The sequence below is a fragment of the Paraburkholderia sp. GAS334 genome (assembly GCF_050436625.1).
GTDB lineage: Bacteria > Pseudomonadota > Gammaproteobacteria > Burkholderiales > Burkholderiaceae > Paraburkholderia.
This window is the reverse complement of sequence record NZ_JBNDMO010000009.1, coordinates 282,652-307,377: the sequence shown is the minus strand read 5'-3', so window position 1 is coordinate 307,377 and position 24,726 is coordinate 282,652. Positions and strand designations below refer to the sequence as shown.

Annotated in this window: 26 protein-coding genes and 1 pseudogene; 12 read left to right on the top strand and 15 right to left on the bottom strand. The window is 61.0% G+C overall.

Translation table 11 applies throughout. The features are described from left to right. Positions 1 to 240 precede the first annotated feature (240 nt). Positions 241 to 1,614 carry a M14 family metallopeptidase gene (locus P3T21_RS19140; RefSeq protein WP_429257505.1) on the top strand — a complete coding sequence of 458 codons (1,374 nt, stop codon included), beginning with the start codon at positions 241 to 243 and terminating at the stop codon, positions 1,612 to 1,614. 141 nt (positions 1,615 to 1,755) lie between these two features. Here P3T21_RS19140 and P3T21_RS19135 read toward each other — a convergent pair whose 3' ends face one another. Then, complete coding sequence (locus tag P3T21_RS19135) at positions 1,756 to 2,388, bottom strand: CGNR zinc finger domain-containing protein (protein ID WP_429257504.1); 633 nt, start codon at positions 2,386 to 2,388, stop codon at positions 1,756 to 1,758. A 172-nt stretch (positions 2,389 to 2,560) separates the two neighbouring features. Between P3T21_RS19135 and P3T21_RS19130 the strand changes: the two genes are divergently transcribed. The 4 genes from P3T21_RS19130 (at position 2,561) to P3T21_RS19115 (ending at position 5,609) form a co-directional block, all read left to right on the top strand. Then, positions 2,561 to 3,256: an alpha/beta hydrolase gene (locus tag P3T21_RS19130; protein ID WP_429257503.1), complete on the top strand. Its 696-nt coding sequence runs from the start codon at positions 2,561 to 2,563 to the stop codon at positions 3,254 to 3,256. A gap of 72 nt (positions 3,257 to 3,328) precedes the next feature. Further along, positions 3,329 to 4,300: a zinc-binding alcohol dehydrogenase family protein gene (locus P3T21_RS19125; RefSeq protein WP_429257502.1), complete on the top strand. Its 972-nt coding sequence runs from the start codon at positions 3,329 to 3,331 to the stop codon at positions 4,298 to 4,300. Between the two features lie 43 nt (positions 4,301 to 4,343). Further along, positions 4,344 to 5,114, top strand: coding sequence for an SDR family oxidoreductase (locus P3T21_RS19120; RefSeq protein WP_429257501.1), 771 nt, complete (start codon positions 4,344 to 4,346; stop codon positions 5,112 to 5,114). Between the two features lie 153 nt (positions 5,115 to 5,267). Continuing rightward, on the top strand, positions 5,268 to 5,609 hold the full coding sequence (locus tag P3T21_RS19115; protein WP_429257500.1) for a zinc ribbon domain-containing protein YjdM: 342 nt from the start codon (positions 5,268 to 5,270) through the stop codon (positions 5,607 to 5,609). A gap of 87 nt (positions 5,610 to 5,696) precedes the next feature. Here P3T21_RS19115 and P3T21_RS19110 read toward each other — a convergent pair whose 3' ends face one another. Together P3T21_RS19110 and P3T21_RS19105 are read right to left on the bottom strand one after the other, a co-directional pair. Next, positions 5,697 to 6,170: an SRPBCC family protein gene (locus P3T21_RS19110; RefSeq protein ID WP_429257499.1), complete on the bottom strand. Its 474-nt coding sequence runs from the start codon at positions 6,168 to 6,170 to the stop codon at positions 5,697 to 5,699. Continuing rightward, positions 6,163 to 6,498: an ArsR/SmtB family transcription factor gene (locus P3T21_RS19105; protein WP_429257498.1), complete on the bottom strand. Its 336-nt coding sequence runs from the start codon at positions 6,496 to 6,498 to the stop codon at positions 6,163 to 6,165. Before P3T21_RS19105 ends, P3T21_RS19110 begins: the two co-directional genes overlap by 8 nt. A 227-nt stretch (positions 6,499 to 6,725) precedes the next feature. On the opposite strand from P3T21_RS19105, the gene P3T21_RS19100 reads away from it, so the two are divergent. Next, positions 6,726 to 7,127: a hypothetical protein gene (locus tag P3T21_RS19100; RefSeq protein ID WP_429257497.1), complete on the top strand. Its 402-nt coding sequence runs from the start codon at positions 6,726 to 6,728 to the stop codon at positions 7,125 to 7,127. A gap of 214 nt (positions 7,128 to 7,341) precedes the next feature. Here the strand turns inward: P3T21_RS19100 and P3T21_RS19095 are convergent, their stop codons facing one another. Then, a complete protein-coding gene (locus P3T21_RS19095; protein ID WP_429257496.1) occupies positions 7,342 to 9,363 on the bottom strand; it encodes an alkaline phosphatase family protein in 2,022 nt (673 codons plus the stop codon). 478 nt (positions 9,364 to 9,841) lie between these two features. Between P3T21_RS19095 and P3T21_RS19090 the strand changes: the two genes are divergently transcribed. Then, the gene (locus P3T21_RS19090) at positions 9,842 to 10,363 is read left to right on the top strand and encodes an NUDIX hydrolase (RefSeq protein WP_429257495.1); all 522 of its coding nucleotides are present in this window, start codon (positions 9,842 to 9,844) and stop codon (positions 10,361 to 10,363) included. Between the two features lie 16 nt (positions 10,364 to 10,379). On the opposite strand, the gene P3T21_RS19085 is transcribed toward P3T21_RS19090, so the two are convergent. Beyond that, the gene (locus P3T21_RS19085; RefSeq protein ID WP_429257494.1) at positions 10,380 to 10,892 is read right to left on the bottom strand and encodes an arsenate reductase ArsC; all 513 of its coding nucleotides are present in this window, start codon (positions 10,890 to 10,892) and stop codon (positions 10,380 to 10,382) included. Positions 10,893 to 11,202: 310 nt separating this feature from the next. Here P3T21_RS19085 and pstS point away from each other — a divergent pair, with 310 nt between their 5' ends. Continuing rightward, a complete protein-coding gene (pstS, locus tag P3T21_RS19080; RefSeq protein ID WP_429257493.1) occupies positions 11,203 to 12,234 on the top strand; it encodes a phosphate ABC transporter substrate-binding protein PstS in 1,032 nt (343 codons plus the stop codon). A 179-nt stretch (positions 12,235 to 12,413) separates the two neighbouring features. Here the strand turns inward: pstS and P3T21_RS19075 are convergent, their stop codons facing one another. Further along, complete coding sequence (locus tag P3T21_RS19075; protein ID WP_429257492.1) at positions 12,414 to 12,854, bottom strand: hypothetical protein; 441 nt, start codon at positions 12,852 to 12,854, stop codon at positions 12,414 to 12,416. A 186-nt stretch (positions 12,855 to 13,040) separates the two neighbouring features. Further along, complete coding sequence (locus tag P3T21_RS19070) at positions 13,041 to 14,963, bottom strand: SMP-30/gluconolactonase/LRE family protein (protein WP_429257491.1); 1,923 nt, start codon at positions 14,961 to 14,963, stop codon at positions 13,041 to 13,043. Positions 14,964 to 15,327: 364 nt separating this feature from the next. Between P3T21_RS19070 and P3T21_RS19065 the strand changes: the two genes are divergently transcribed. Further along, positions 15,328 to 16,083 carry a YoaK family protein gene (locus P3T21_RS19065; RefSeq protein WP_429257490.1) on the top strand — a complete coding sequence of 252 codons (756 nt, stop codon included), beginning with the start codon at positions 15,328 to 15,330 and terminating at the stop codon, positions 16,081 to 16,083. Positions 16,084 to 16,087: 4 nt separating this feature from the next. On the opposite strand, the gene P3T21_RS19060 is transcribed toward P3T21_RS19065, so the two are convergent. The 7 genes and pseudogenes from P3T21_RS19060 to P3T21_RS19030 all read right to left on the bottom strand — a co-directional run. Next, positions 16,088 to 17,389, bottom strand: coding sequence for an NRAMP family divalent metal transporter (locus P3T21_RS19060; RefSeq protein ID WP_429257489.1), 1,302 nt, complete (start codon positions 17,387 to 17,389; stop codon positions 16,088 to 16,090). 185 nt (positions 17,390 to 17,574) lie between these two features. Continuing rightward, on the bottom strand, positions 17,575 to 18,177 hold the full coding sequence (locus P3T21_RS19055) for a hypothetical protein (protein ID WP_429257488.1): 603 nt from the start codon (positions 18,175 to 18,177) through the stop codon (positions 17,575 to 17,577). Between the two features lie 17 nt (positions 18,178 to 18,194). Then, positions 18,195 to 18,512 (bottom strand): chaperone modulator CbpM, encoded by a 318-nt coding sequence (locus P3T21_RS19050; protein ID WP_429257487.1) that lies wholly within the window; start codon positions 18,510 to 18,512, stop codon positions 18,195 to 18,197. Positions 18,513 to 18,518: 6 nt separating this feature from the next. After that, a complete protein-coding gene (locus P3T21_RS19045) occupies positions 18,519 to 19,460 on the bottom strand; it encodes a DnaJ C-terminal domain-containing protein (RefSeq protein ID WP_429257486.1) in 942 nt (313 codons plus the stop codon). A 123-nt stretch (positions 19,461 to 19,583) separates the two neighbouring features. Next, positions 19,584 to 20,096 (bottom strand): BCAM0308 family protein, encoded by a 513-nt coding sequence (locus P3T21_RS19040; RefSeq protein ID WP_429257485.1) that lies wholly within the window; start codon positions 20,094 to 20,096, stop codon positions 19,584 to 19,586. A 223-nt stretch (positions 20,097 to 20,319) separates the two neighbouring features. After that, positions 20,320 to 21,360, bottom strand: coding sequence for a zinc-dependent alcohol dehydrogenase family protein (locus P3T21_RS19035; RefSeq protein ID WP_429257484.1), 1,041 nt, complete (start codon positions 21,358 to 21,360; stop codon positions 20,320 to 20,322). Positions 21,361 to 21,480: 120 nt separating this feature from the next. Then, a pseudogene (locus P3T21_RS19030) lies at positions 21,481 to 21,585 on the bottom strand (SDR family oxidoreductase); the annotation flags it as partial. A gap of 225 nt (positions 21,586 to 21,810) precedes the next feature. On the opposite strand from P3T21_RS19030, the gene P3T21_RS19025 reads away from it, so the two are divergent. Further along, a complete protein-coding gene (locus P3T21_RS19025; protein WP_429257483.1) occupies positions 21,811 to 22,650 on the top strand; it encodes a universal stress protein in 840 nt (279 codons plus the stop codon). Between the two features lie 202 nt (positions 22,651 to 22,852). Here the strand turns inward: P3T21_RS19025 and P3T21_RS19020 are convergent, their stop codons facing one another. Next, positions 22,853 to 23,338 (bottom strand): universal stress protein, encoded by a 486-nt coding sequence (locus tag P3T21_RS19020; RefSeq protein ID WP_429257482.1) that lies wholly within the window; start codon positions 23,336 to 23,338, stop codon positions 22,853 to 22,855. A gap of 386 nt (positions 23,339 to 23,724) precedes the next feature. On the opposite strand from P3T21_RS19020, the gene P3T21_RS19015 reads away from it, so the two are divergent. Further along, entirely contained in the window at positions 23,725 to 23,922 is a 198-nt protein-coding gene (locus P3T21_RS19015; protein WP_429257481.1) for a hypothetical protein, read from the top strand. 13 nt (positions 23,923 to 23,935) lie between these two features. Beyond that, positions 23,936 to 24,724 carry a fumarate/nitrate reduction transcriptional regulator Fnr gene (gene fnr, locus P3T21_RS19010; RefSeq protein ID WP_429257480.1) on the top strand — a complete coding sequence of 263 codons (789 nt, stop codon included), beginning with the start codon at positions 23,936 to 23,938 and terminating at the stop codon, positions 24,722 to 24,724. Positions 24,725 to 24,726 lie beyond the last annotated feature (2 nt).

The following is a 24,726-nucleotide window of genomic DNA, read 5'->3' as shown; positions in this document are numbered from 1 at the left end:
CAACAGGTTGAACAATGAATGGGCCGGCATTGACCGGAAACGCTGCGGTCGCGGGATTCGCTCACCAAGGCTAACCGAAAAGCCCGGGACCCGGGCGAACGCTGCTCAAATAGTGTCCGTTCTACCTTCGTCGCCCAGTTCGATCGCGGCGGCGCGCCAACGGCTTCCAGATTTGAAATGGCTGACACCCTACCCGTCTTTCTAGTTACAGAGGCGAAGAACCGTCACGGGAGAATAACCATGTCAACCTGGCATGCACGAATTATCGGAAGCGACTATGCGGCGATGGCTGACCTCGTGACCAGACATAAGGTCACGGTTGCCCGGCATACCGTCGAGAAAGTTGCCGATGGTTATCGCGTCGATGCGCACGCAAGCGAAGAGCAAATCCATGCGCTCGAGAGCGCGGGTTACAAGGTGGAACGTCTCGAGGATGCTGACGTCGAGGGTATGGCGCGACAGAGGGAGAAGCGCGAAAGCGCTGGGGTCGCGCTAACGCGTGAAGCGTTGTCGGTTGCCGCCAGTACGGGGTACCTCGACGTGGCACACGTCGAAGCGGCACTCGCCGCCGAAGCTGATCCTCCGAATGACGCGATCACCACGTTGATAAAACTGCCGAACGAGACCTGGGAGAAGCGCGTCTGTCACGCGCTCAAGATTGGCAAAGGAAGCGGACAGGGGCGCCCCGGAATCTATTTCCTTGGCGGCGTTCACGCGCGCGAGTGGGGCAGCCCCGACATTCTTGTCAACTTCGTACAACTGCTCACAAACGCATACCGGACAAATACGGATATCACGATTGGCAGCAGGACCTTTACCGCCGCGCAGATAAAATCCGTGGTGGACACGAAGGACGTGTACGTCTTTCCGCAAGCCAATCCTGACGGACGCAACTACAGCATGGCGACCGAACCGATGTGGCGCAAAAATCGTCGCCCCGCGGCGGCTGGGCATGCACAATCCAGCTGCGTCGGTGTGGACGTCAACCGTAACTACGACTTCCTCTGGGACTTTCCAAAGTACTTCGATCCGAAGTGTCCCATTGAAAATTCCACCGACCCATGCGACCACGATATCTACATCGGACCCGCACCTGCCTCAGAGCCCGAGACACAAAATGCCGTGTGGATGTTCGATACCTTTCCGCACATTCGCTATTTTGTCGACCTGCATAGCTACTCGGAAGACATCCTGTACAACTGGGGTGACGATGTCGATCAAAGCAGCGATCCCGACATGAATTTCCGGAATCCCGCGTATGACGGCAAGCGCGGCATCGCTAATGACAAGGCGTACAGCGAATACATCGCGGCTGAGGACAAGAAGCTCGCAGTCCAACTGGCAAATGAGATGCGTGACGCGATCAAGGCATCGCGCGGCCGCGTCTACAAGACGGAACAGTCGATGAGCCTCTATCCGACGGCCGGCACATCGGATGACTATGCGTTCAGCCGTCACCTGGTGGACGCAAAAAAAGCAAAGGTGTTTTCGTACACGATCGAGTGGGGCAGTCCGAATAACCCAACGCCCTTCCATCCGCCGTATCCGGAAATGAAGAAAATCATCGACGAGATTACGTCGGGGTTGCTGGCGTTTTGCATCTCGGCGCAATGATTGTCGAAGGCCTTGCATTTACAAATAGACGGTCGAGTCCAACCTTCATGCTCCTCGGGTCGAAGGCGGCCAACTTTTCTGCACGCATAGCGCGCTCCCTGGAGTGAGCGGGACGTCGATCGATCGAAATCTACCGTAACGTCAACCGTTCTTCCGCTCCCTGAACCGCTTCCGGTGAGCCGCAACCTTCGCGCGGTTACCGCAGGTCGCCATGCTGCACCACCGGCGGGCGTGGCCCCGCGTGTGATCGGCAAACATCAATGTGCATCTGGGGCCTTCGCAGGCTTTCACGTGCGTGAAGTCCTCGTCACATACGACTCTGGCCAGCGCCTCGGCTATCGGCATCAGCAACGACTCTGACGACTGCCAGCGTCGATTCCCGCGAAGTTCAAAGGTCGTAACGCCCGCCAGGATGTTCGTGACGATTTCTCCATGCTGTTCGTCCCGTTCGAGCAGTTGATTTAAAGGTTCGAGCTCACGCAGATCTCTGGCGGTCAACGGCCGCCCCTTCCTCTTCTGGACAAATCCCCTGAACCACTCGCGCAGAACGCGCGCCCGCGCCGCAACGTCGTTGAGTTCGGCGGCCGTGGACCGAATCCGTATCGCCTCGAGCGCTGTGCGTGGCACCAGTCCGGTCTGTTCCAGCCAGGCCAGCAAGCCCTCCCCGTCGCTGATCCAGTCGACCTCCTCATCCACCGGCGTCGCGACCGAGTTCAGGAAATCAAGGCCATGTGCATCGGCCACGAATATCGGGGGAATCTGACGGTAGTCCATCTCTCATGGCGAATGCGAAGTAACGATGATTGCATCGTAACCACTAAAAATACTCTTGACAAGTTACACACCACATCTGTAACCTGTTTAGACGATATTTAGAGGTTACCAGGCGCGCGGCACGATGCGCGTGCGTTACAAGCAGCACCCACAACTTTCAAAGGAGCGAGAAATGTCTATTGGGAACGTGAGCGCGGTGCTTGTGCACGGCGCGTGGACGGATGGCTCGAGCTGGAGCAAAGTCATCGAACGTCTGAAGATACACGGCATAAATGCAGTCGCGGCTCCGTTGCCGCTCAGCTCTTTGCACGAAGACGTTGCCGCCCTGAATAGAACCCTGGAACGGATCGAAGGTCCGGTTGTGCTCGCCGGGCATGCTTACGCTGGCGCAGTGATTGGTTCAACGTCCGCCGAAAACGTCAAGGCATTGGTCTACGTTGCGGCGCTTGCGCCCGACGAAGGCGAAACGGTGGGCGATGTTTTCTACCGCGGTGAAGCGCATCCGCAGGCGCCGAAGCTGTCACCGGATCGACATGGCCTGATATGGCTGCCTGATGAGGCATTCGCGGCTGCGTTCGCTCAGCACGCAGCGGCGCAAGCGTTGACGGTGCTCGGCGCGGTTCAACGTCCCATTGCGGTTTCGTGCATCGCCGAGACGGTTGGGCGCCCGCACTGGAAGGATCTTCCGAGCTGGTTCCTGATCGCTGAGCAGGACCGGATGATCAGCGCCGACACCCAGCATTTCATGGCGCGGCGAATGAACGCACTCGTGCGCTCATACCAGGTCGATCACACGCCAATCGTAACGGCGCCTGACGCCGTGGCCAGCGTGATCGACGAAGCGGCCGAGTCAATCCTGGCTCGCTAACGCTTATTTCGCTGACATGCGAACGCATCGTCGGCATCAACAGCGGTGTCTTCAAACTGAAGGAGAAAAGTCATGCGTGCAATCGTGCTAGACAAATTCGGCGGCCTCGATAGCCTCGTGTACACGGAACTGCCCGAGCCCGAACCACTGGCAGGTCATGTGGTCATCGAAATCAAGGCATTCGGCATCAACCACGCCGAGATGCACATGCGTCGCGGCGAGTGGGCCGAAGCTGCCAGGGTCAGTGGTATCGAGTGTGTGGGCGTGGTGAAGTCGTGTCCCGGCGGCGAATTCCCGATTGGCGCGAAGGTCGCCGCGTTGATGGGCGGTCTCGGGCGAACCATCAACGGCAGCTATGCGGAATACACACGGGCGCCAGTGTCCAATGTGGCGCTGATCGAGTCCGGGCTGCCGTGGGCTGACCTCGCGGCCATTCCGGAAACGTATGCAACGGCGTGGACGTGCCTTTTCCGTAACCTCGAGATTGCGCACGGGCAAACGGTCGTCATCCGGGGTGCGACATCGTCGTTTGGGCAGGCGGCCGTCAACCTGGCAGTCAACGCCGGCGCGAAGGTCATCGCGACAACCCGCAATCCGGCGCGTTTTGCGATGCTGGAAGGCTTAGGCGTCGCGCGCGTCGAGGTCGAAGGCCCCGACCTTTCGAAGCGCATTGCCGAAGCGAAGCAGATCGATGCCGTACTCGATCTCGTCGGTAACAGCACCATACTCGATTCCCTCGCAATGTTGCGGCGAGGTGGCCGTGCCTGTCTTGCGGGCTGGTTGGGCGGCCTCGATCCGATTGTCGATTTCAATCCTCTCCTCCAGATGGCGAGTGGTGTCTACCTGAGTTTCTTCGGCAGTTTCGTATTCGGCACGCCGGGTTTTCCACTTTCCGACGTACCGCTTCAGAAGATCGCCGAAGACGTTGCCGCCGGCCGATTCAACGCGAAGCCCTCCCGAGTGTTTGGTTTCGACGAAATTCGCGAAGCCCATCGTGTGATGGAAGCGAACGAGGCTGGCGGAAAGATGGTCGTGGTCCACTGAATCGCTATTCAAGTGGTTCGTCCACGAGCTAGGGAGAAAGGAAATGTCCAGGAGAGTAGCAATCGTCACGGGCGCGAGCCAGGGTATCGGCCGTTCGACCGCAATCAGGCTGGCGCAAGACTTTACCGCGATCGTGCTGGTTGCGCGCAACCGCGAGAACCTCGACCAGACCGCCGTCGACGTGAAAAAATCAGGTGCCGGGCCGCTTGTAATCGACCTCGACCTGTCTCACCCCGACGCCGCACAGAAAGTCGTCGACCAGACTCTGTCGGCGTTCGGGCAGATCGACGCATTGCTCAACATCGCGGGCGCGGTGCCGCAGATCGATGTCTTCGAGATGACCGACGATCAATGGAACCGTGGCCTCGAACTGAAGCTCCACGGCGCGCGGCGATTGACGGTCGCGGCGTGGCCGTCGTTGAAGGAAACGTCAGGATCGGTGGTATTCATGTCGGGCAATTCAGCTCTGGTTCCCAAAGCACCCTACGCGGCCGTGGGCACGATCAACGCGGCGATCGTGGCGCTAGCAAAGGCGTTCTCAGACCGGGGTATCGCAGACGGTGTTCAGGTCAACAGCGTGTTGCCCGGCCCCGTGATGACGGGTCGGAGGCAATCCTATCTGGAACATTGGGCACCGCTGCACAACCTGACTGTCGAAGAAGCGACGGCGAGGTTTCCGCTTGAAGCGGGGATCGCCCGCTATGGCACGCCCGAGGAGATTGCCGGGCTGATGGCGTTCATCGTGTCGCCGGCGGCTCACTGGATGACGGGCTCGACGCTGAGGATGGACGGCGGAGAGGTCAAGTCGGTCTGAATCGGACGATAAGACCATCAAACCGGCCGTCCACCGCCGGGCCGGAAGCGGACGCTCAACATTGACATCATGAGCACGGCAGGACAAGCAAGCCACCGGACAGCGATATACTTTGCCGCTTTTATTGCCTTCGTCAGGCACCAAGGATTTCACATGAGCGCATTGCCCCCCTGTCCGAAATGCAATTCCGAGTTCACCTACGAAGATGCGGGCGTGTACATCTGCCCGGAGTGTGCGCATGAATGGTCGGCGCAAGCAGCCGCGCCGACCGAAACGGTGGACGGGGTTTATCGCGATTCAGCTGGAAATGTCTTGCAGGATGGGGATACCGTCACTGTCATCAAGGACTTGAAACTGAAGGGTTCGGCTGGGGTGATCAAGATGGGCACCAAGGTAAAAAATATCCGACTGGTGGACAGTGACCACGATATCGATTGCAAGATCGATGGCTTCGGCGCCATGAGCCTGAAATCGGAATTCGTCAAGAAGGTGTGACGAGGCGCATGGCGCATGTTTGCGCGGCAGTTGGCCGGACCCTTTGCCATGGTTGCTCCTTCCAGAGTGGGCGCTCTCCATGGGATGTCAGCGGCGGCCGTAGGGATTGCCCGTCGGGTACGGGTCCTGCAGAGCGATGGAGCCGGTCTCCAGCAGGGACTTCAGGTTGGAGATGACCTTCGGCCAGCCGCCGGACACCGCCTCGATGAATTTCGAGGGTTCGCGCTCGATGGTGTGGGTGATGGAGAGCTTGACCGCTGTTCCACTGGGTTCCAGTTCCATCGTGCATTGCGACTCGCCTTCGGCCTTGAGCTCGGGCTTGTTCTGGTGTTGCCAGCGGATCACCAGGCGCCGTGGCGGCTCGGCCTCGACGATCTCGCCGGTGTCGTAGATCTGACCGTCGCCGGACACCATCTTCCACGAGGATCCCGCCGTCCACTGGCTTTCGCAGTGCATGCCGAACCAGTACTGCTCTATGAACTCCACGTCGGTCAGCGCTGACCACAGCTTCTCCGGCGTGGTGCGAATGTAGGTCACGTAGACAAAAGTCGATCTAGCCATTGGCTTTCTCCAGTCGTCGTTTCAGGTCGCCCAGCGCCTTGAGGCGCGGCTTTTCGAACTTGGCTATCCAGCGCTCGTAGATCTCCTGCAGCGGCACCGGATTGAGGAAGTGCAGCTTCTCGCGGCCGCGCCACATGGTGACCACCAGGTTCGCCGCCTCCAGCACGCCCAGATGCTGCGTCACGCCCTGCCGCGTCATGTCCAGGTGCTCGCACAAATCGTTGAGGGTGCGGCCGTCGTGTGCGTGCAGCAAGTCCAGCAGCTTGCGCCGGCTGGGATCGGCGAGGGCTTTGAACAGCAAGTCGGTGTCATCGAGGCGCTCGGCCATGGGCGGCTACATGCAAGTAATCTGTTGCATGAACTATAGGCAAGCAATCCCTTGCATGTCAAGCACGGGTTAACGATCGCCAGCGCGCGCGCCAATCGAGGCACTTCCGTCGTCAGCCTTGAACAGCGCCTCGAATCTGGCAATAGCAGCCGTTCTTCGCTTTCAGACCCGTTGGACAAGATGCCATTACAATCCAGCACTTCGATCCGACAACCGTGATTTGCGCCATGAAATACCTCCTTGCATCGACACTCGCGGCGCTCATCGCGGCCGCAGGGACGGCTGCGAAAGCCGAAACATCCGCGGGCAGCGATACACCCAGACAGCAGTGCGCCATTGGGTATGTCACCGGCGTCGGGGGATCGGCACAGAGCGTTCGTGAATACCTTGCGACCCCCGACAGAGACAAATATCGCTACCTTGCAGACAACCCGTTCCAATGCCAGATCTCCGATGAGGGTCGCGCGTCTGCCTGTACCGGCATCACAAGCCTCCGGCATGAAAAAGTCAGCGTGTACGACGACATCGACAACGCGACGATGGCCGTGGTCGCGCGCGTGGAACTCGACCGGGGGACATACCCGGTGATCATCGTCGTGCCAAAGCACGATGTGCAGTGCGAGGAGTGAATGCCGTCACGGCGCTAACCGATGACGATGTTGATGGGTCGTTTGGCCTGTCGAGCCGGGCGAATCCATCGTGGGATCGGGTGGGGCCGGTGGCGATGGAGTAAGGAGCGTCAATAGCCAGTTCAGCGGCGTTCGGGGACAACGGCCTGACCGGCGGACACGACGTCGTTTGCACGATGTCATGTCCGCTGGCTGGATAATGTTGAGATCGAAACTAGAAAGGCCACCACCCGAAACCGCCGTGGCCGCCGTTCGCGTCTGAATGACCATCGTCGCTACCACCATCGTCCCGTCGGTCGAAGCGGAATGAGTTGAACAGATCGCCGATCGCGGGCGCATTCACGGGCACGTACGGGTCAAGTGGGAGTTGCACCGGATTCGGCAGATTGTCCCGGCTGCGCCGTGTAATCGGATCGAGCGACCAGTTGCGTTCGATGAATTTGACAATCGATACGTGGTCCGAATATTCGTGCACGACTCGCCCTCCTCGCGAGAGCGGTGATACCACGATCAGCGGAATACGCGGGCCGTCGCCGAAGAAGTCGACAGGCTGGATGTATCCCGAGTCATAGTAGCCGCCGCCTTCGTCGGTGGTGATGAAAATCGCTGTCGATGCCCAGAGCGCTGGATTCTTCTGGACCGAGTCGATGATCTTGCGAACGAAACCTTCATAGAGCCCAAACTTCGAAGATTCCGGATGTCCGTCGAGCAAGCCCCCCGGTTTGACGAACGACACCGCCGGCAAGGTGCCGTTTGCGATATCCGCGTACAGATCGGTCGTATCCTGCATATGCGCCTTTACCAGCGCGGGACTGGTCATGATCGCAGTTTCATACAGGAACGGATTGCAGATGTTGCAATACACGCTTGTCGACGGATGCCAGACGAACGTGTTCCACCCTTCCCCGTAATACTTCCATGAAATATTCTTCGCAAGGAGCGAGTCGGCGATCGTCGGCACCGGCGAAGGTGGAATGGTGAACGTGGCCGTATTCACGGTGCCGTCGCCGTTGTACCCGGGGTTGTAGTTGTTCAGCAGGTACCAGGTATTCGACGCGCAATTGGCCTTCGGGTGATACGGCAGCGTATCGAGGTAATGCCGGATGGCCCCTACGCCCGGTTGACCCGGGTCGGAGCAGTTGCTGTACGTACCGCCCGAATAGCCGTCCTGCGTATACCAGTTGTTGGTGCCCGGCTGCGGAAACGGATTCTCGATTTCGTTGGCGGGCGGTGTCGTCGCGTTGCCGTGACCGTCCGTGTAATAGAGCGCGTCGGCCGTGCCGATCATGATGCTGTTCGCGCCCGTGCCCCCCATCACCGGCTGGTGATAGTTGTCGCTGATCGTGTACTTGCGCGCCAGTTCGGTGAAGTACGGCATGTCTCCGGTATTGACGTTGTAATAGCCGAGCGCAGTCGAGCCTTCGCTTGTCGTCTGGTCATTGAAACCGGCGGGCTGCGATTTGCCGTTCGATCCCGCTCCGACCGACGTCTCGACCCATGCAAAAAGATCCATCCTGCAGCCACTCGGATTGCCGGGCGTTGCGTGCGAAACATTGCAGTCTGCCTGCTGCCAGTTCTGGTAAAAACGGTGCACGGGACTGTTCATGTACTGATCGTAATTCGGGCCGACTCGCGAAATCTGATAGGGGCCGTTCGGCAGATTGAATGTGTTGGCACCGAAACGCGTGTCGGGCACCTGCTGCGCCAGCCCGGACGCGCCGGTCGTCAGATGCACGAGGTCCTGAGGTTCGAGCGAGTTACCTTCAACGGCGGTTGCCATCGCAAGGGTCGCAAACGGCGGTGGGCTTGTGTCGCTCGCTGACGTATTCACAAAGCCCGTATTGGGCGCAGGCAGGACCGGATACAGTTGGCGCGAGCCCGGGCTCAAATCGAAACGCGAGGGGTCATTTGCGACGGCCGTGTATTGGGCGGCACGCGAAAAATTCGGACCCGGCTTGCCGTCGTCAGTGATGATGCCCTTCGAAAGCAGGTTCGAAACGGTTTGCGAACCGCGCGGCCGGTATGCGCCAAAGACGTGATCAAATGTCCTGTTTTCTCCGACGATCACGATCACGTGTTTGATCGGCGACGCAGTGCGCGCCGATTCAGCCGTGGCCTGTGACTGACTTTCAGACACCGATGGGAACACGACGCCCGCGGCGGCCAGTATCAGCCCCGTGCCAAGCAGACAGCCTTTTGTGACGCTTGCATCAATCACCTTCTTCATTCGCTTCATGGAATGCTCCGTCGACGTGATTCGTGTGGGGACTTGGAGTCGATCCCGCAGCGCGAAAGCGCTGCGCATCTCCGTTCGTAACCTGATTACGGCGCGTTACAACCGCAAAACTAGGCGCTTCGGGTGACGAAAAGAGGTTGGAAAGATGTCCACCACGCGGTAGTCACGTGACGCAGCCGACGTCCGGCTTTTGATCTGCCTTCAAATACCCGACGGAGGTCATCGGCGAGGTTCGGCCGTCAGGCCTGTGTGGGCCTCAGCAGCAGGGAATCGGGGCGAAGCGTTCGAAAAATGCGCTTCCGCTCCCAGCCACGACCCGTTCGTCACAAACCTGTCACGTACCAAAATCACTATTGTCCTGCACACCAGACCGATGACGGAGCACTGGCGTGACGGGAACCCGCACCTGGTCGCTCCGGAAACGATATAGGGCGCTGTGGTGGAAGCCGGCCAGCGGCCGTGCATTCAGGCATGCGGCATGCCGCAGCAATCCACGGCCCCGATAAATGGAAGAGACACCTTGAAGCAACGTGCGACTGTTGTATGCCAGCGTGGAACGCATATCCTGCTGGTCCGCCAGGAACATGCCAGATGGTCATTGCCGGGCGGACGAGCCAAAGCGGACGAAAGCCTCGAAGAAGCGGCGGTACGCGAGCTGGTCGAAGAAACTCACCTGCGTGCTCTCGGCATCAGGTACATGTTCGAGTTTGTCGGCGTACGCACGTGCCACCACGTGTTCGTCGCCCGGATTGCCGGGAACCAGTCGGCAGTGCCGGGCAACGAGATTGCGCGTTGCCGCTGGGTTGACGTGTCGGACGTGTCCAGCTTTGCCACCGGCGTCTCGACCAGAGGCATCGTGGATATCCTTGCGATGAGTCGCCGCCCCTCACTTGCGCGGAGTCGCCATCAGCGGGCCGAAGCATTCATCCAGAACCTGGAGCTTGCGTTACAGAGTGAAGGCTTCGACAGCCAGCCGGGATTTGCCCGGCGCGCAGCATGAGGCGGCTTTCGACCCGCTAACGGGCGCACAGCATCTCGTTTGCACCGGGAATGGATTCGATAGTGGTCGCATGTTCCGCCATTGGGACAGCGTATCGAGGCAGCTCCATGAATACGCTGACGCGGCGCACAATCTGCCAGAACACTTTTTCGAATGACCTCGTTCGCTCGGCGTGCGTCATGCCCTCCGCGAGCGGGTCTGCGAAATTCCACTTGATGAAGTGCGGTTCGCCAGGGAACGTCGGCGCATGATACTCGTCGACGCAGTCGTCCATTGCGATGACAAGGTCCATTAGCGGTGCCCATTCGCCCGTAAATTCCAGCCAGCTTTTGGGACTGAGGACTTCCAGGTCGGAAACGCCGGGCCGCAGTTGCGCAATAGCAAGCGAGTGAACCCGTGCAGCCGGCGTTGCGCCCGCGCTGAATGCCTCGAATCTGTCGCCCGCCAGTTCGCGGAGCAAAGCCTCCGCAATAATGCTGCGTGCCGAATTCTCACGACAGAGAAACAGCACCTTATATTTTCTGATCACCCCTCGTACCCCGTATCGCGCATTTTCTGGTTATAGGCGGGATTCTGCCGAGTCTGTCTTGCATGTCTGTGACAGGACCATGACCTGAGATAATTCCGCCGTCAACCCCCTGGCCGTCGGTCATGGCCATGCGGCGTGTCGTTCGGTTCGTCGAGCCACCGGCGGTCTGGTAGTTCGCGCTGGCCGCCTCAACGTACCCATCCGCGAGTCCATCATGCAAGTCGCGATGGCCCAATGTTGTCACCCAATTGTCATCAACCGGGTCTAGTTTTGGGCAAGTATCCCTACGAACCTTTCAAGGAGAACGCCCATGAGATTCGCCTGGTTTGCGATTGCGGGTTTGAGTGGCGCGCTTCTGAGTGTGAGCGCTGGGGCCGTCGACGTCACCGGCGCCGGCAGCACATTTGCGGCGCCCATCTACACAAAATGGGCCGATACCTATCAGAAGGCCGGTGGCGCCAGAATTAACTATCAGGGCATCGGGTCATCGGGTGGCATCAAGCAGGTCATTGCCAAAACGGTCGACTTCGCCGGCTCCGACGCACCGCTGAAGGATGATGAACTCGCTAGGGACGGCTTGTTCCAGTTCCCGACAGTCGTGGGCGGGGTGGTACCCGTGACGAACGTAGCGGGCGTGAAGCCCGGCGAGCTGACGTTGTCCGGCCCCGTGCTGGGCGACATTTTCCTGGGCAAGGTCAAGAAGTGGAACGACCCCGCCATCACTGCGCTGAACCCTGGCGTCAAGCTACCCGACACCGATATCGCCGTGGTTCGCCGCGCCGATGGTTCCGGAACCAGCTTCATCTGGACGCACTATCTGGCGCAGGTGAATCCTGAGTGGAAGAGCAAGGTTGGCGAAGGCACGACAGTGAACTGGCCAACGGGTACCGGCGGCAAGGGAAACGACGGGGTAGCAGCCTTTGTCCAGCGGCTGCCGGGCGCGATCGGCTATGTCGAATGGGCTTACGCGAAGCAGAACAAGATGGCGTACACCGCGCTGCAAAACCCGGCGGGTTCAGTCGTTCGACCCTCGACGGAAACATTCAAGGCGGCGGCCGCTGGTGCCGACTGGTCGAAGACGTTCTATCAAATCCTCACCAACGAACCCGGAAAGGATGCATGGCCCGTCGTAGGCGCTACCTTCGTCTTGCTGCATTCGGTGCAGGACAAGCCCGACCACGGCAAGGAAACGCTGAAGTTCTTCGACTGGGCGTTCAAGAACGGAACGCAGGCTGCGCAGGAACTTGACTACATCACGCTGCCGGACGCCGTGGTGAACGAGATTCGCACGCAATGGCGCTCGAAGGTGAAGGATGTGTCTGGCAAGCCAGTTGCCGAATAAACACGCAGACAAGGCTGCGTCAGGGTGCTTGACCGGCCCGGGCGCAACCTTGCCTGAACGCATGCAACTGGACTACGCGCTGTACGCCGGCGTTGGACAGAACGCGTACCGGAAATGCTCGCGAAGTGTGCGCGCCACAGTGGAAGGCGCGCCCATCGTTCATGCAGCGCGTCGGAAGGCTACGATTTTGCCGGGCGCCCCGTCTTGATTGTTTCGACGGCTGAAACCGCTGCCAGCAAGCGCTTATCCGGCGTCGACGCCAGCAGAAGCAGCCCGGCCCGCAGCAGCTCGCTCTTTTTCACCGAGATGCCCGCGTCCAGGCACTTCTGCTTTAGGGTCGCGATTTTCGCATAGTCCGATTTGGGCATTGTGAAGCTGTCGCGAACTACCTTCTCCTTCTTCACCCGCTTCACTTTCTCTTCTGGGGTCGCAGCGACAGGCTTTGCTTCAACCGCCGCCGCACGCTTCTGACGTGCCACCTTTGGCGTCGCAGGTTCCGCAACCACGACTGACTCAACAACTGCGCCGGCCTTTTTATCGGACGGTGCGACTGTGCCGGCCGCGCCTTTTGGAAAGTGGAAAGCTTTCTTCGTTGACTTCTTGATGGTGGGCTCGTTCATAGGGATCTCCTTTTGATAAACGATATAAACAGTATATATCGTTTGTGCCTTCGCCGGCATACATGTGGCCACACTCATGGGGAATGAAACCGGCTCCGCATGGATGGCGGACCGTTACCCCGGGTTCGCCGGCTGCCTGCGGCAGGTTCCCCCAGCCAGCAAGTCGCACGGGCCGTCGCCCCCGACTCATCCAGGCGTCCAGCGATAAACAACAATGCTGGACTCGTTGTAGTTATCCTTCGTGACCACGTACTCCCCGGTCGATCGCAGGTATGACCTGAGGCCATACATCGAATCCACGTCATTACCGACGTCCACCAGGGTGGGGCTGGTATTGACCAACGTGGTGTCCAGGCTGCCTGTGTTGAGATTGAATGCGTCGATGTTGGGCACGGTGTGTACGTACCCGACGAACAGATAATTGCCTGCTGCCGTAATCGACTTGGCGTTGGGGCTGGTGATGTTGATCACGGGATTCGGTGAGGTCTGGTTTCCTGCGCGCCAGCCGTGATACACCTCGACCCTCGTTCCGATCGACGTCCAGTCTGTGCTCCCCACAATGCCTTGCGCCAGGATCATGGTGTCGCTGTCCGCGAGGTAGATGATTCGTGTCATGGGTCTGATGGACCTCGGCGTGGAGTACGTCACCGCGGCTCCCCAGGTCGGCTTGCCGTCGGCGTCAAAGCCGGTCAGCGGGTAGTAGTAGATGTGGTTCGTCCTGTCGAGGCCAGCCCAGATGTTTCCGTTGCTGTCGAGGCAGAATCCACCCGTGACCTGTGCAGCCGTATTGAACGCTGCACCCGGCAGCGACGCGTCCGGTATTGCGATGTAGCCATTGGCCGCGTTGAAGTGGAAGAAGTGGAAGATCCCAGGATTCTGGCCGGATGCCACAAAGATCCGGTTTGCGCCGACGGTGGCGATTTGCGCGAAGTGCTGGCCGCGCTGGCCGTCGTTGATGTCGATTCGCGGATCGGACGGATAGTCGATCGGATCGACGGTGTTGGCCACGAAAGTTCCGCCGGCTGTGCCGGTGTAGACGTTGAAGCCTCCATAGAAGTACGCGCCGTCTGTACCGGGGTCCGGAGCGGCGTTGCCTTCGAAGTTCAGTGCCTGAAGCTTCCATCGCAGGTTGCCCGAGCTGTCGTAGGCGTGAATGTCAGTGTTGCCGTTGCGGCCGAGGTCCCAGGTTCCACCCCATGGGTTGTTGAGCACATACAGGTTGCCGGCGGCGTCTTTGCCGATGCCGGCAACGCGGGTGAAGCGCTTGTCGCCGACCTGGCCTTTGATTCCGGCCGTCGTGTCGAGATATCCGCCCTGAATGCCGAACGTGCCGACCTGAATCGGCCCGCCCATGATGTTGTATATCTTGATGTTCATGTCGGGCCCCTCGTCGCCGGCCATGAGCTGTCCTGTTGCCGCGTCGAAATACAGCGCGGACGGTCGGGACGCAGCGGACATCTGGATCGTGTTCAAAGGTGCGCCAGCGGGACTGAATTCGACAATCGTGCCCGCACCTTTCTGGGCAACCCAGATATTGCCGGCGCCGTCCACGGCGAGCGCGCCAGGGCCTGACACATTGATATCCCGCTGCCAGACGCCGTCGGTACTGAAAACCCGGACGCGATTTCCAGGAAAGTCGCTCGCATAAAGGAGTGAGCCTGATGTCGCGAGTCCCGTGACGACATCGGCACGCGCCTCAGTCGTTGTCGCGCTGACGGGAATGACGAGGTCGCGAGATTGACTCCTCCGGTTGTAGCGCCCCACCCTTCCACCGCCGTCCGTTCTGCTGAACTGCAAAGCCACGAAGATTGACGTTGCATTACCCGTAATGGCACTCCCCTGAAAATCGTTGTGCAGCCCCATGGAACCCACGCTCTGGCCGTTCCGGTACAGGGCGACTCCGCCTTCGTTTTCATCCCACAACGAGGATGTATAGATGACGCCCTCGGGCGCTACCCACATGGAACGCGCGCCGTTACCGACGTGGGTGGCATTCGTGCCAAATGTGTTCGCCAGCCAGTCGGTGGTGTACTGCGCCTGGCATGCCGGTGCAATCGTCGCGATTAGTACAACGGCAGCGAACAGGGCATGGATGCGTTTCATAACCATGAGCAATGTTCTCCTGAATCGACGGGTAACCTGGACGCGTGCAATGAAATTTTCGTGAAGCCGGGCGTGGCGAATTGACCGGTTCAATTTCAGATCCGAAATCTTCCTAAAAATTCGGTGCTGGCGGCACTCCTCCTACGATACCCGCCAGAATCCCGTTTCTCATCTGAATCTCCCGCATTTGTGGAGACTGTTCGCTCGCTACTTCGGTAAGCGCCGCGATGAACGATCAGGCCCGTTCTTGACGGGGCAGCATTGCACGCGCACATTGAGGCCGTGGACACCCTGGCGCCGTCGCTGCCCGTCAAGGCAATCTCTTCGAACGGTGTGAGATGATGCGCTGGACATACTTTCGTCGATCAACATGCCAATCAACTATCTGCGCGGCTTCGCAAGCCGTGAGCGAACGGATACAACCAACCGACGCCTGGGACGCTGGCTGGCGTTCGTCGCGGGCGCTGCAAACGCGGGCGGCTTCCTTGCGGTCGGCCAGTACACGTCGCACATGTCGGGTATCGTTTCGTCGATGGCCGACAATCTTGCACTTGGCGAAATTGGACTTGTAGCAGCAGGTCTGGCTTCGCTGCTAGCGTTTCTGACAGGCGCAGCGACGTCCGCCATCCTGATCAACTGGGGGCGTCGACGCGAAGCGCATAGCCAGTATGCAACGCCGTTGATGCTGGAGGCCGCGCTGCTGCTGTGTTTCGGATTGATCGGCTTCAGGCTCGACAGTCATCATCTGCTGTCCGTGTCAGCCACGGTCGCCGTGCTGTGTTTCGTGATGGGGTTGCAGAATGCGATCATCACCAAGATTTCCAGGGCTGAGATCCGCACCACTCACGTAACCGGACTCGTCACCGATATGGGCATCGAACTGGGCAAGCTGGCCTACTGGAACGTCTCCGGTACTGTCGACGTCCCTGTGCGAGCCGACCGGCAGAAACTCGCGCTGCTGTCGTCACTGCTCGGCATGTTCTTTGTTGGCGGGCTGATCGGCGCGGTGGGTTTCAAGCATCTCGGGTTTATCGCGACGCTGCCGCTCGCGCTCATCCTGCTAACGCTCGCTGTCGTCCCGGTGCTGGACGATATTCTGGGTAGAGCACCGCCCGAGCGCCGCTAGCCTGCTAACCCGGCATGAACATCCGTATGGCAGCGGCGCCCATGATCGCCGTCGCAAGCCAGCCGAGGAAAACCAGCGTGCGGCCTGCGGTATACACACCCATCACCCGTTTCGTCGACACCAGCACGATGATGACGACCATCAGTGGCACAGCGACGACCCCGTTGATCACGGCGCTCCAGAACAGTGCCTTCATCGGACTGACCGGCGAGTACTGAATCGCGAATCCGGCCAGCACGCTAACGGCGATCACGCCGTAGAAGCCCCGCGCGTCGTTAGCCTTGCGTTCGAGTCCCTCCTTCCATCCCATTGTCTCTGAAAGCGCATACGCTGCGGATCCTGCCAGCACAGGCACCCCGATCATGCCGACACCCAGGATGCCAAGCGCAAAGAGTATGTAGGCAAAATCTCCGGCGAGGGGCCTGAGTGCGCTGGCTGCCTGTGCGGCCGTGGTGATATCCGTGACGCCGGCAACGTGAAGCGTTACCGCTGTCGCAAGGATGATGAAATACGCGGCGAGATCCGAATACAGCATGCCGCTCCATGTGTCCCAGCGAATACGGCGCAGTTCCTCCGCGGCGGCGGGTGCATTGCCAGTGAGGAGCGCATCGGCATGTGCCGCATGCATATCCTCAACTTCTTCCGATGCCTGCCAGAAAAACAGATAAGGGCTGATGGTCGTTCCAAACACGCCAGTCACCATCGCGGCGGCGCTGGAATCGAACGTGAGATGCGGCCAGACCGTGCGCGCCATGACCTGCCCCCAGGGGACGTGTACGATGAACAGCACAGCTGCGTAGGCAAGCAACGAAATGGTCAGCCATTTCAGGAAGAAAACGTAACGATGGTATGGAACGAACACCTGCAGGATCAGTGTGCCGAACACGAAAACGGCGGTCATCCGGTAACGGCTGACACCGGTGACGAGTTCGGCAACCTCCCCCATTGCGGCGACGTCAGCGGCGATGTTGAGCGTGTTAGCGACCAGCAGGAGCAGCACGACGCCCCGCAGAACGAAAGGCGGAAACGCTTCCTTGATGTTGGCCGCGAGGCCCTTGCCCGTCACGCGCCCGATCCGCGCGCACATCGACTGGACGGCGGCCATCAGCGGAAACGCGAGCGGCATCGTCCAGAGCATATTGAGCCCGAACTGCGCGCCCGCCTGCGAATAGGTGGCGATACCGCTGGGATCGTCGTCTGCGACGCCGGTGATGAGTCCCGGCCCCAGGCGTGAGAGCGGATGCTGTTTCAGACGGTTCCACAGGGTGCGCAAGGCAGGTACGGGTTGCGTCGCGTCGTCGGCCATCCTTCTATCTCCCGTGAAGCGGCTGCGACCCTGCTATCCGTTACTGCGTCGCCAAAAGAAATGGACGGAAATCCATTCCGAGCGTGAAAGCGCTAGACGTTGATGGTCTTCGCCATATGGCCTGCATCCATCGCTTCACGATAGCGGCAGCAGCCATCTGGCGACTGATCGTGATCAAAGATTGATCAACCTTCGGATTTCCACGGCCAGGATGGATAGATGCGCCCGCCGCTTTCGACGTTTTCGACACCTTTCTGACCGGCGCGCTGCTGTTCGACATCGCCGCGTTCGACATCGGCTGCGCCCGGACGCTCATCGCCACCGGGAACTTCGACAGCGCCTTCCTCGACGTCGTTCGCCGGTTCGTCGTCGCCGGTGTCTGTCTGGACCGCGGCCTCGCCCTTACCTTCGTCTTCGACCAGCGGCAGGTTCTTGCCGAACCAGGCGACCTCTGTCCTTAACGTCGCGACATAGGCACGCCAGCCTGCCGGATTACCGGCAAAAAGCGAACGCCGTACGGCTAGCGCGAGTTGCGCGCGGTTCAGATCTTCCTCCAACAGCGCCTGTGGCCACGAAGCAAACGCACGGGTGGAGCGCTCGACGAACTCCTGCACCGGCATCTGCGGCGATATCTGGGTCAGAAGCGGGAAACGGGCCAGGGAATGGTGCGCGGCGACCAGTTCGCGCACGGCCTGCTCGTCGCGGCGGCAATGCAGAACGTCCTGTATGGCCTCCAGAACGTCGCCCAGATGAAGCAACAGGGCGCGCCGCTCGTATGCGTCTTTCATCTCTCTTCTCCCGGCACTTACGCGCGCGGCGGACGGCGAGGCTGCGCGCGCAATGCGTCGATCTGGTCCAGCAGGTCAAGCGCCAGCGCGATGCCGGGCGGATTGATCTGCAGGTCGTGCGCGAGCCGCTGCGCGGTGCGCACGCGGCGCAGCGACGCGCCGCTAAAGCGCCAGTCCTGCGGTCCGTTGCCGTCCGGGTCGAAAACCCCTTCGGCCACCCAAAGCGTCAACTCGTCTTCTGATGCACCGGTCACCCGGCACAGCTCGACGAGTGTGAACTCCACCTGTTCATCGATGACCTGTCCTTCCAGACGGGGCGTCGCAGAGTCTTTCATGATGAGTTACCCGTAGAACCGCGCGCGCGGGTCGAAGTTGAACGCCTGCCGCATCGCTTCGTATGCGGCTCTTGCCGGCTCGCTGTCGGCCGAAGGCAACACGATGTTCAAGACTACGTAGAGATCGCCTGGCGGATTGCCGGGAATTCCCATCCCCTTGAGTCGCAGACGCCTGCCGCCGGCGGAATTCTTCGGCACTGTCATTTCTACCGCACCGTCCGGTGTCGGGACCGTCACCTGCGCGCCGAGCGCGGCTTCCCACGGCGCGACCGGGAGGTCGATCGAGACATCGCGTCCGTCTACGTGAAAACGCGCGTCTTCCTTAAAAGCGATTTCCAGGTAGAGATCGCCAGCGGGCGCGCCCGCTCGCCCGGCTCCGCCCTGCCCCGAAAGACGCAGATGCTGTCCGGCGCGTACGCCCTTCGGAATGGAGACGTTCAGCGTGCGTGACTGCAGCGTGACATGGCCCTGCTCGTCGACAACCGGCAACTGCAGCACAATCGAACGCTCCGCGCCTCGCCAGGCATCGCGCAGATCGATGACGATCTTCGCGTGATGATCCTGCCCCATCGCGGGCGACGGTCCCGCCCGCGGATGCCCGCGGTGCGCGCCGCCGAACATCGCCTCGAAGAAATCGTCCAGGTTGCCCTGCGCGTAAGCCTCATTGCCCGGACCAGTGAACTCGAACCCTTCGTCCCAGTTCGGCGGCGGCTGAAAGTCCTGGCCGTTTTTCCAGTCACTCCCCAGCCGGTCGTAAGCGGCGCGCTTTTCCGGATCCTTGAGCACCTCGTAGGCTTCGCCCAGTTCCTTGAAGCGATCCTCCGCGTCTGAATGCTTGCTGAGGTCCGGGTGATACTTGCGCGCGAGCTTCCGGTACGAGCGTTTGATCTCCTCCTCGGTCGCGGTGCGCGCCAGACCGAGAACCTCGTAATAGTCCTTGTATTTCATCTGAAAGAGTCAGACCAAAGGGGTATGGAGGACCGCGCGTCCACACGACGCCGGCTGCACGGGATGGATTGACTTTACATGAATACGGCGCCTCGCGAGGGCGCGCGGGCGCCGCCACGCCGGTCAGGTGACCAGCGAACGTTCCCAATGCGCGCGCAGCAGCCCCTCGTCGTCGCGGTAGCTGATCTCCAGATGCCCGTGGTGCGCATGCAACATCGCCACGCCTATCCTGCGCACCATATGCGACCCCGTGGTGTGCACGACAATGTGCGTCGGATGCGCATCGATGTCCATGATCTTTTCGAGCGGATGATCCCTCTGCTCGCTGGCCGCCTGATGATTCAGCAACGCTACCACTTCGTCCCGGCGATTCAGCAGATAGTCGCCGTCGAATATGATCTCGCCCGCTGGCACGTTCTCGTGGATGCGATGACAGGCTGGGCACATCAGCTGACGCATCTCCGTGAAGGTCGCGCTCCAGCTCCAGCGACCTTTATCGCAGATGGCTCCGCACTCGGGGCATTTCGAGGCGCCTCCTGCCCGTTTGTGCATGCGGTGGGTGTCGGGGGTATGCGCCTCAGCGTGTTTGTCGCGGTGCATCTGCGACTTTTTCGTCCGTCCCTGCATCGTGGTCATCGCCGTCGCCTTCGTGTGCTGGTTCGATTGGGCCATTGTTGCAATGGCGTGACGGAGGGCATGGCGCAATGCGCCATGCCCTCCGCACCTTTCGTTAGCCGATCAGCCGATCAGCCGATCAGTTGATCTGCAAGCGCTTCCCGGAGCCGCATTCCGCGGGCAGGATCGGGTTTCATTCGTCGCCGACAAAAATCCAGTTCCATTTCCTCGCGTCGCGTGCCGCTCAAGGCACTTCGATGATCACCTTTAACGCGTGCGTATCCGCCGCGCGGCCGAACGTGTCATAGGCACTCTCCATCGCTTCGAGATGAAAACGGTGGGTAATCAGCTGCTTCGGATCGAGCCGGCCGGAGCGGACTGTCTTCAGCAGCATCGGCGTGCTGACGGTATCCACGAGGCGCGTGGTGATCGAGATGTTGCGATCCCACAATTTCTCCAGATGCAGGTCGGCCTTCACGCCATGCACGCCGACATTGGCGATCACGCCGCCCGGCGCGATCAGCGCTTCGCACAATTCGAACGTGGCAGGCACACCTACTGCTTCGATCGCGCAATCGACGCCGGTCTGATCCGTCAGTTTCATGACTTCCGTCACCGCGTCGGCGTGGCCGGAATCGATGCAGGCCGTCGCGCCGAACCGTTTCGCGATCTCGAGCCGGTTCGCATCGCGATCGATCATCACGATCTGCGCCGGCGAGTAAAACTGCGCGGTCAGCAGCGCCGCGAGGCCGATCGGCCCGGCGCCCACAATCGCCACCGTGCTGCCGGGTTCCACCTTGCCGTTCAGCACACCACATTCGAAGCCGGTTGGCAAGATGTCGGACAGCATCACGAGCGCTTCTTCGTCGGCGCCGGCGGGAATGGGATACAGGCTGGTTTCCGCATGCGGAATGCGCACGTATTCAGCCTGGGTACCGTCGATCCGGTTGCCGAGAATCCAGCCGCCGGTCGTGCAATGCGAATACATGCCGCGCCGGCAGTAGTCGCATTTCCCGCACGACGAGATGCACGAGATCAACACGTGATCGCCTGGCTTGAACGACGACACCGCGGCGCCAACCTGCTCGATAATGCCGACGCCCTCATGGCCCAGAATGCGGCCCGGTTCGCAGGTGGGCACGTCGCCCTTCAGGATATGCAGGTCCGTGCCGCAAATGGTCGTGCGTGTCATCTTGACGATCGCATCGGTCGGTGCCGCGAGCTCGGGAACCGGCCGTGAATCCAGCGATTTCTTTCCCGGACCGTGATACACAAGTGCTTTCATTGTCGCGCCTCCAGTGATGGAACAAAGGGTCCTCTCCGAAAGGACTGTAGGCTGCAGTGCAATATGAGGGTTGACGTGCATCAAGTGTAGGCCGCTGCGCGCGCCTTGAGAGATCCCGCTTCATTGCATGTGCATGCCGCCGTTGATCGCCAGATCGGCGCCAGTGATGAAGCTGGCGTCGTCAGAGCAGAGAAACGCAACCAGCGCGGCAATTTCGTCGGGCTGGTCGCCATGATGGGCTCCTTGAAACGCGAGGAAGAGACGAAGACGAAGCGCGACAGCCACGACAGCGGTATCCGACCACTGTAGGCGACCGCGCCGCCCTTTCCTTGACCTGTATCAAACGGCTGGCTGTGTCTCACGCTTGATCTGCGTCAAGCCACAGAGCAGCCGCGCTCATAGACTCCAGATGATGCAAGCCCGCCCCGTCCTTTTTCTGGAGTCGCCGTAATGAGTTACAAGAGCATCGCTGTTCATCTCGACACGAGCGAGCGCGCCCATCCGCGGCTCGAACTCGCGCTCGATCTCGCGAAGCGCTTCGACGCGCACATCACGGGCGTGTTTTCGGTGTTCACGCCCGATCCGCGCTCGTTCTACGTCATGGCGGGCACTGCCGGCTACTACCCCGAACACGAAAACCTTCGACAGGAACGGCGTGCGGCGCTCGAACGCCTGTTTCACGCCGAAGCGATGCGCGCACAGGTGCCCGTGGACTGGATCAGTACCGACGAATACGCGAACCACGCCGTGCCGCGCCTCGCCCGCTGTGCGGACCTGATCGTGGCCGGCCAGGACGACCCCAACGATCCCGACGCGTATGTCGGCGACCATTTCCCCGAAGCGCTCGTCATGTCGGCTGGCCGTCCGGTATTGATGGTGCCCTATGCCGGCAACTTTCCGTCGGCCGGGTCCCGGATCACCGTGGCATGGGACGGCAGCCGCGAGGCGACGCGGGCGGTGCACGACGCGCTGCCGTTCATGCGGCGCGCAACGCTGACGACGATCGTCACCGTGAACGGCGCGAAAGGCGAGCCGCCCGGTAGCTGGATTCCGGGCGCCGACATCGCGGCGGTCGTTGCGCGACACGGCGTCCAGGTCGAAGTGAAAAATCTGGTCGTGCCGCACGCCGACCCGATTGGCGAAGCGCTGCTGTCGCACGCCGCCGATGGCGGAAGCGATCTGCTGGTGATGGGCGCGTACGGTCACGCCCGCTGGCAGGAACTCGTGATGGGCGGCGTTACTCGCTCGGTACTCCAGTCGATGACCCTGCCCGTGCTGATGTCGCACTGACGCGTTCATGCGAACACGCGCATTTGTGGTGATCAACACGGGCTCATCGAGCATCAGGTTCCGCCGCCCTGGCTGCACGGACGACGCTCCGGGCCGGCGGCCGGCCGCTTCGGGCGAGGCGACCGGTATCGGCGGGGCGATGACGTTCAGCGTCAATGGCGCCCCCCGGCGGACGAAGCTTGCCTGCCGCGACCGGCGACCCTTACGAGGCCGCGCTCGCGCCGATCGGCGGCTCAGCCTCCGGGTCGAAGCGCACGAGCAGGACCGGCAGGCTCGTCAGCCGGACCAGCGATTCGGCGACGCTGCCCATCAGCATCCGCCGCCAGCCCCGGCGGCCGTGCGTGCCGATGACGACCAGTTCGGCCTCGCACTCGTCGGCCGTTCGCGAGAGCACGCTGGCGATGTCTTCGCCCCAGGCGTCGATCGCGCGGGCCACGCCCTGCACGTTGGCCTTCCGAAAGCGTTCGTCTGCTTCGGCCAGCGCGGCGGTGGCCCGTTCGGACGCCTCGATGCTCGTGGGATCGTCGTCGAGGACCCCCTCCCCGACATCGACGAGTCGCGCCGCGTGTTCGACGACGCAAACGGCCGTTACCGTGGCATTCGTGACCTGCGCCAGCCTGATCGCTTCTTCGAGCGCAAGCCGCGCGCAGCCGCTGCCGTCGATCGCCGTGAAAATTCGCTTGTACATGACCGCCTCCGGGGCTTACGCCCGCTCATGTTGATGGCGCGACCATCGCGGCCGCGTGCGAGGTTTCAGTGTGACGGCCAGTCACGGACGTAGACTTGACGCGGATCAAGCGTCGGGCGCTGTCCCGGCCGGGCGGGCAGATCCTGTACAGGCTACTCGCTGTTTCGCGCTGGCACACCACGGGTAAAGCGGGCAAAATGAGGGGAGGTACAATCCGCGCCGCTCAGGCGAGGGCCTCAGACGAATTTCTCCCCTCTCCGCATTGACATCGCTCCACGTGGAAAGATCCCGGTCAGGCGAACCCGCATGGCAGTGCACAATAAGGCTCACAGCGCTCGCACGCAGCCGGAACGGCCGCGTATCGCCGCACTCGGGCAGCGCCCGGTGTGGAGGCTATCGTTGTGTTCGTGCTGGGTGTCGCCGCTGTCGGCACGCGTGCTGACCAACCATTCGAATGCGTCGTTTCGCGAAGCCTGCATGGCCGTCGCGCGCACTACTTCTTCGACAAGACCAGCGAATTCCAGCTGGCGCGAGACACGATTGAGAGAATCGCGCGCGAGCGTGTTGCTGGCGCCACTGAGTGAAGAGGAGCAGATCATGTCTGACGTTGCCGAATACCCTGTCGACGCGCCGCCTGCCCGCAACATCCCGGCGGTATCCCGCGCGCCCAACGCGGCAGGCGCCCACGCCGACGCGACACGTCCGGCGTCGCGCTGCTCCACCTGCGCGATGCGTTCTGTCTGCATGCCGCAGGGTCTCTCGCCGCTCGAATTGCTGCGGCTCGACGCGATCATCTGCTCGACACGCGTGGTGAAGCAGGGTGAAGCGCTCTACCGCACGGGCGATTCGTTCCAGAGCATCTATGCCGTGCGCGCGGGCTCGTTCAAGACGATCGTCATGCATCGCGATGGACGCGAGCAGGTCACCGGCTTCCATCTCGCGGGCGACGCGCTCGGACTCGACGGCGTCAGCACCGGCCACCACAGCTGCGATTCGATCGCGATCGAGGACAGCAATGTCTGCATCATTCCCTTCCACCTGCTCGAATCGCTTTGCCGGGAAGCCAAAGGCGTCCAGCAGCACGTGCACCGGATGATGAGCAGCGAGATCGTCCGGGAATCGGTGCTGATGATGCTGCTTGGCACGATGTCCGCCGAACAGCGCGTCGCCGCTTTCCTGCTGAACCTGTCCACCCGGCTGAAAGCGCGCGGTTATTCGCCCGCCGAGTTCTATCTGCGCATGACGCGCGAGGAGATCGGCAGCTATCTCGGCATGAAGCTCGAAACCGTCAGCCGCATGTTCTCGAAGTTCCAGCGCGAAGGTCTGGTGGAGACACGCGGCAAGCAGATTCACATTCTCGATCTGGACGGACTGGCGCGGGTATGAAG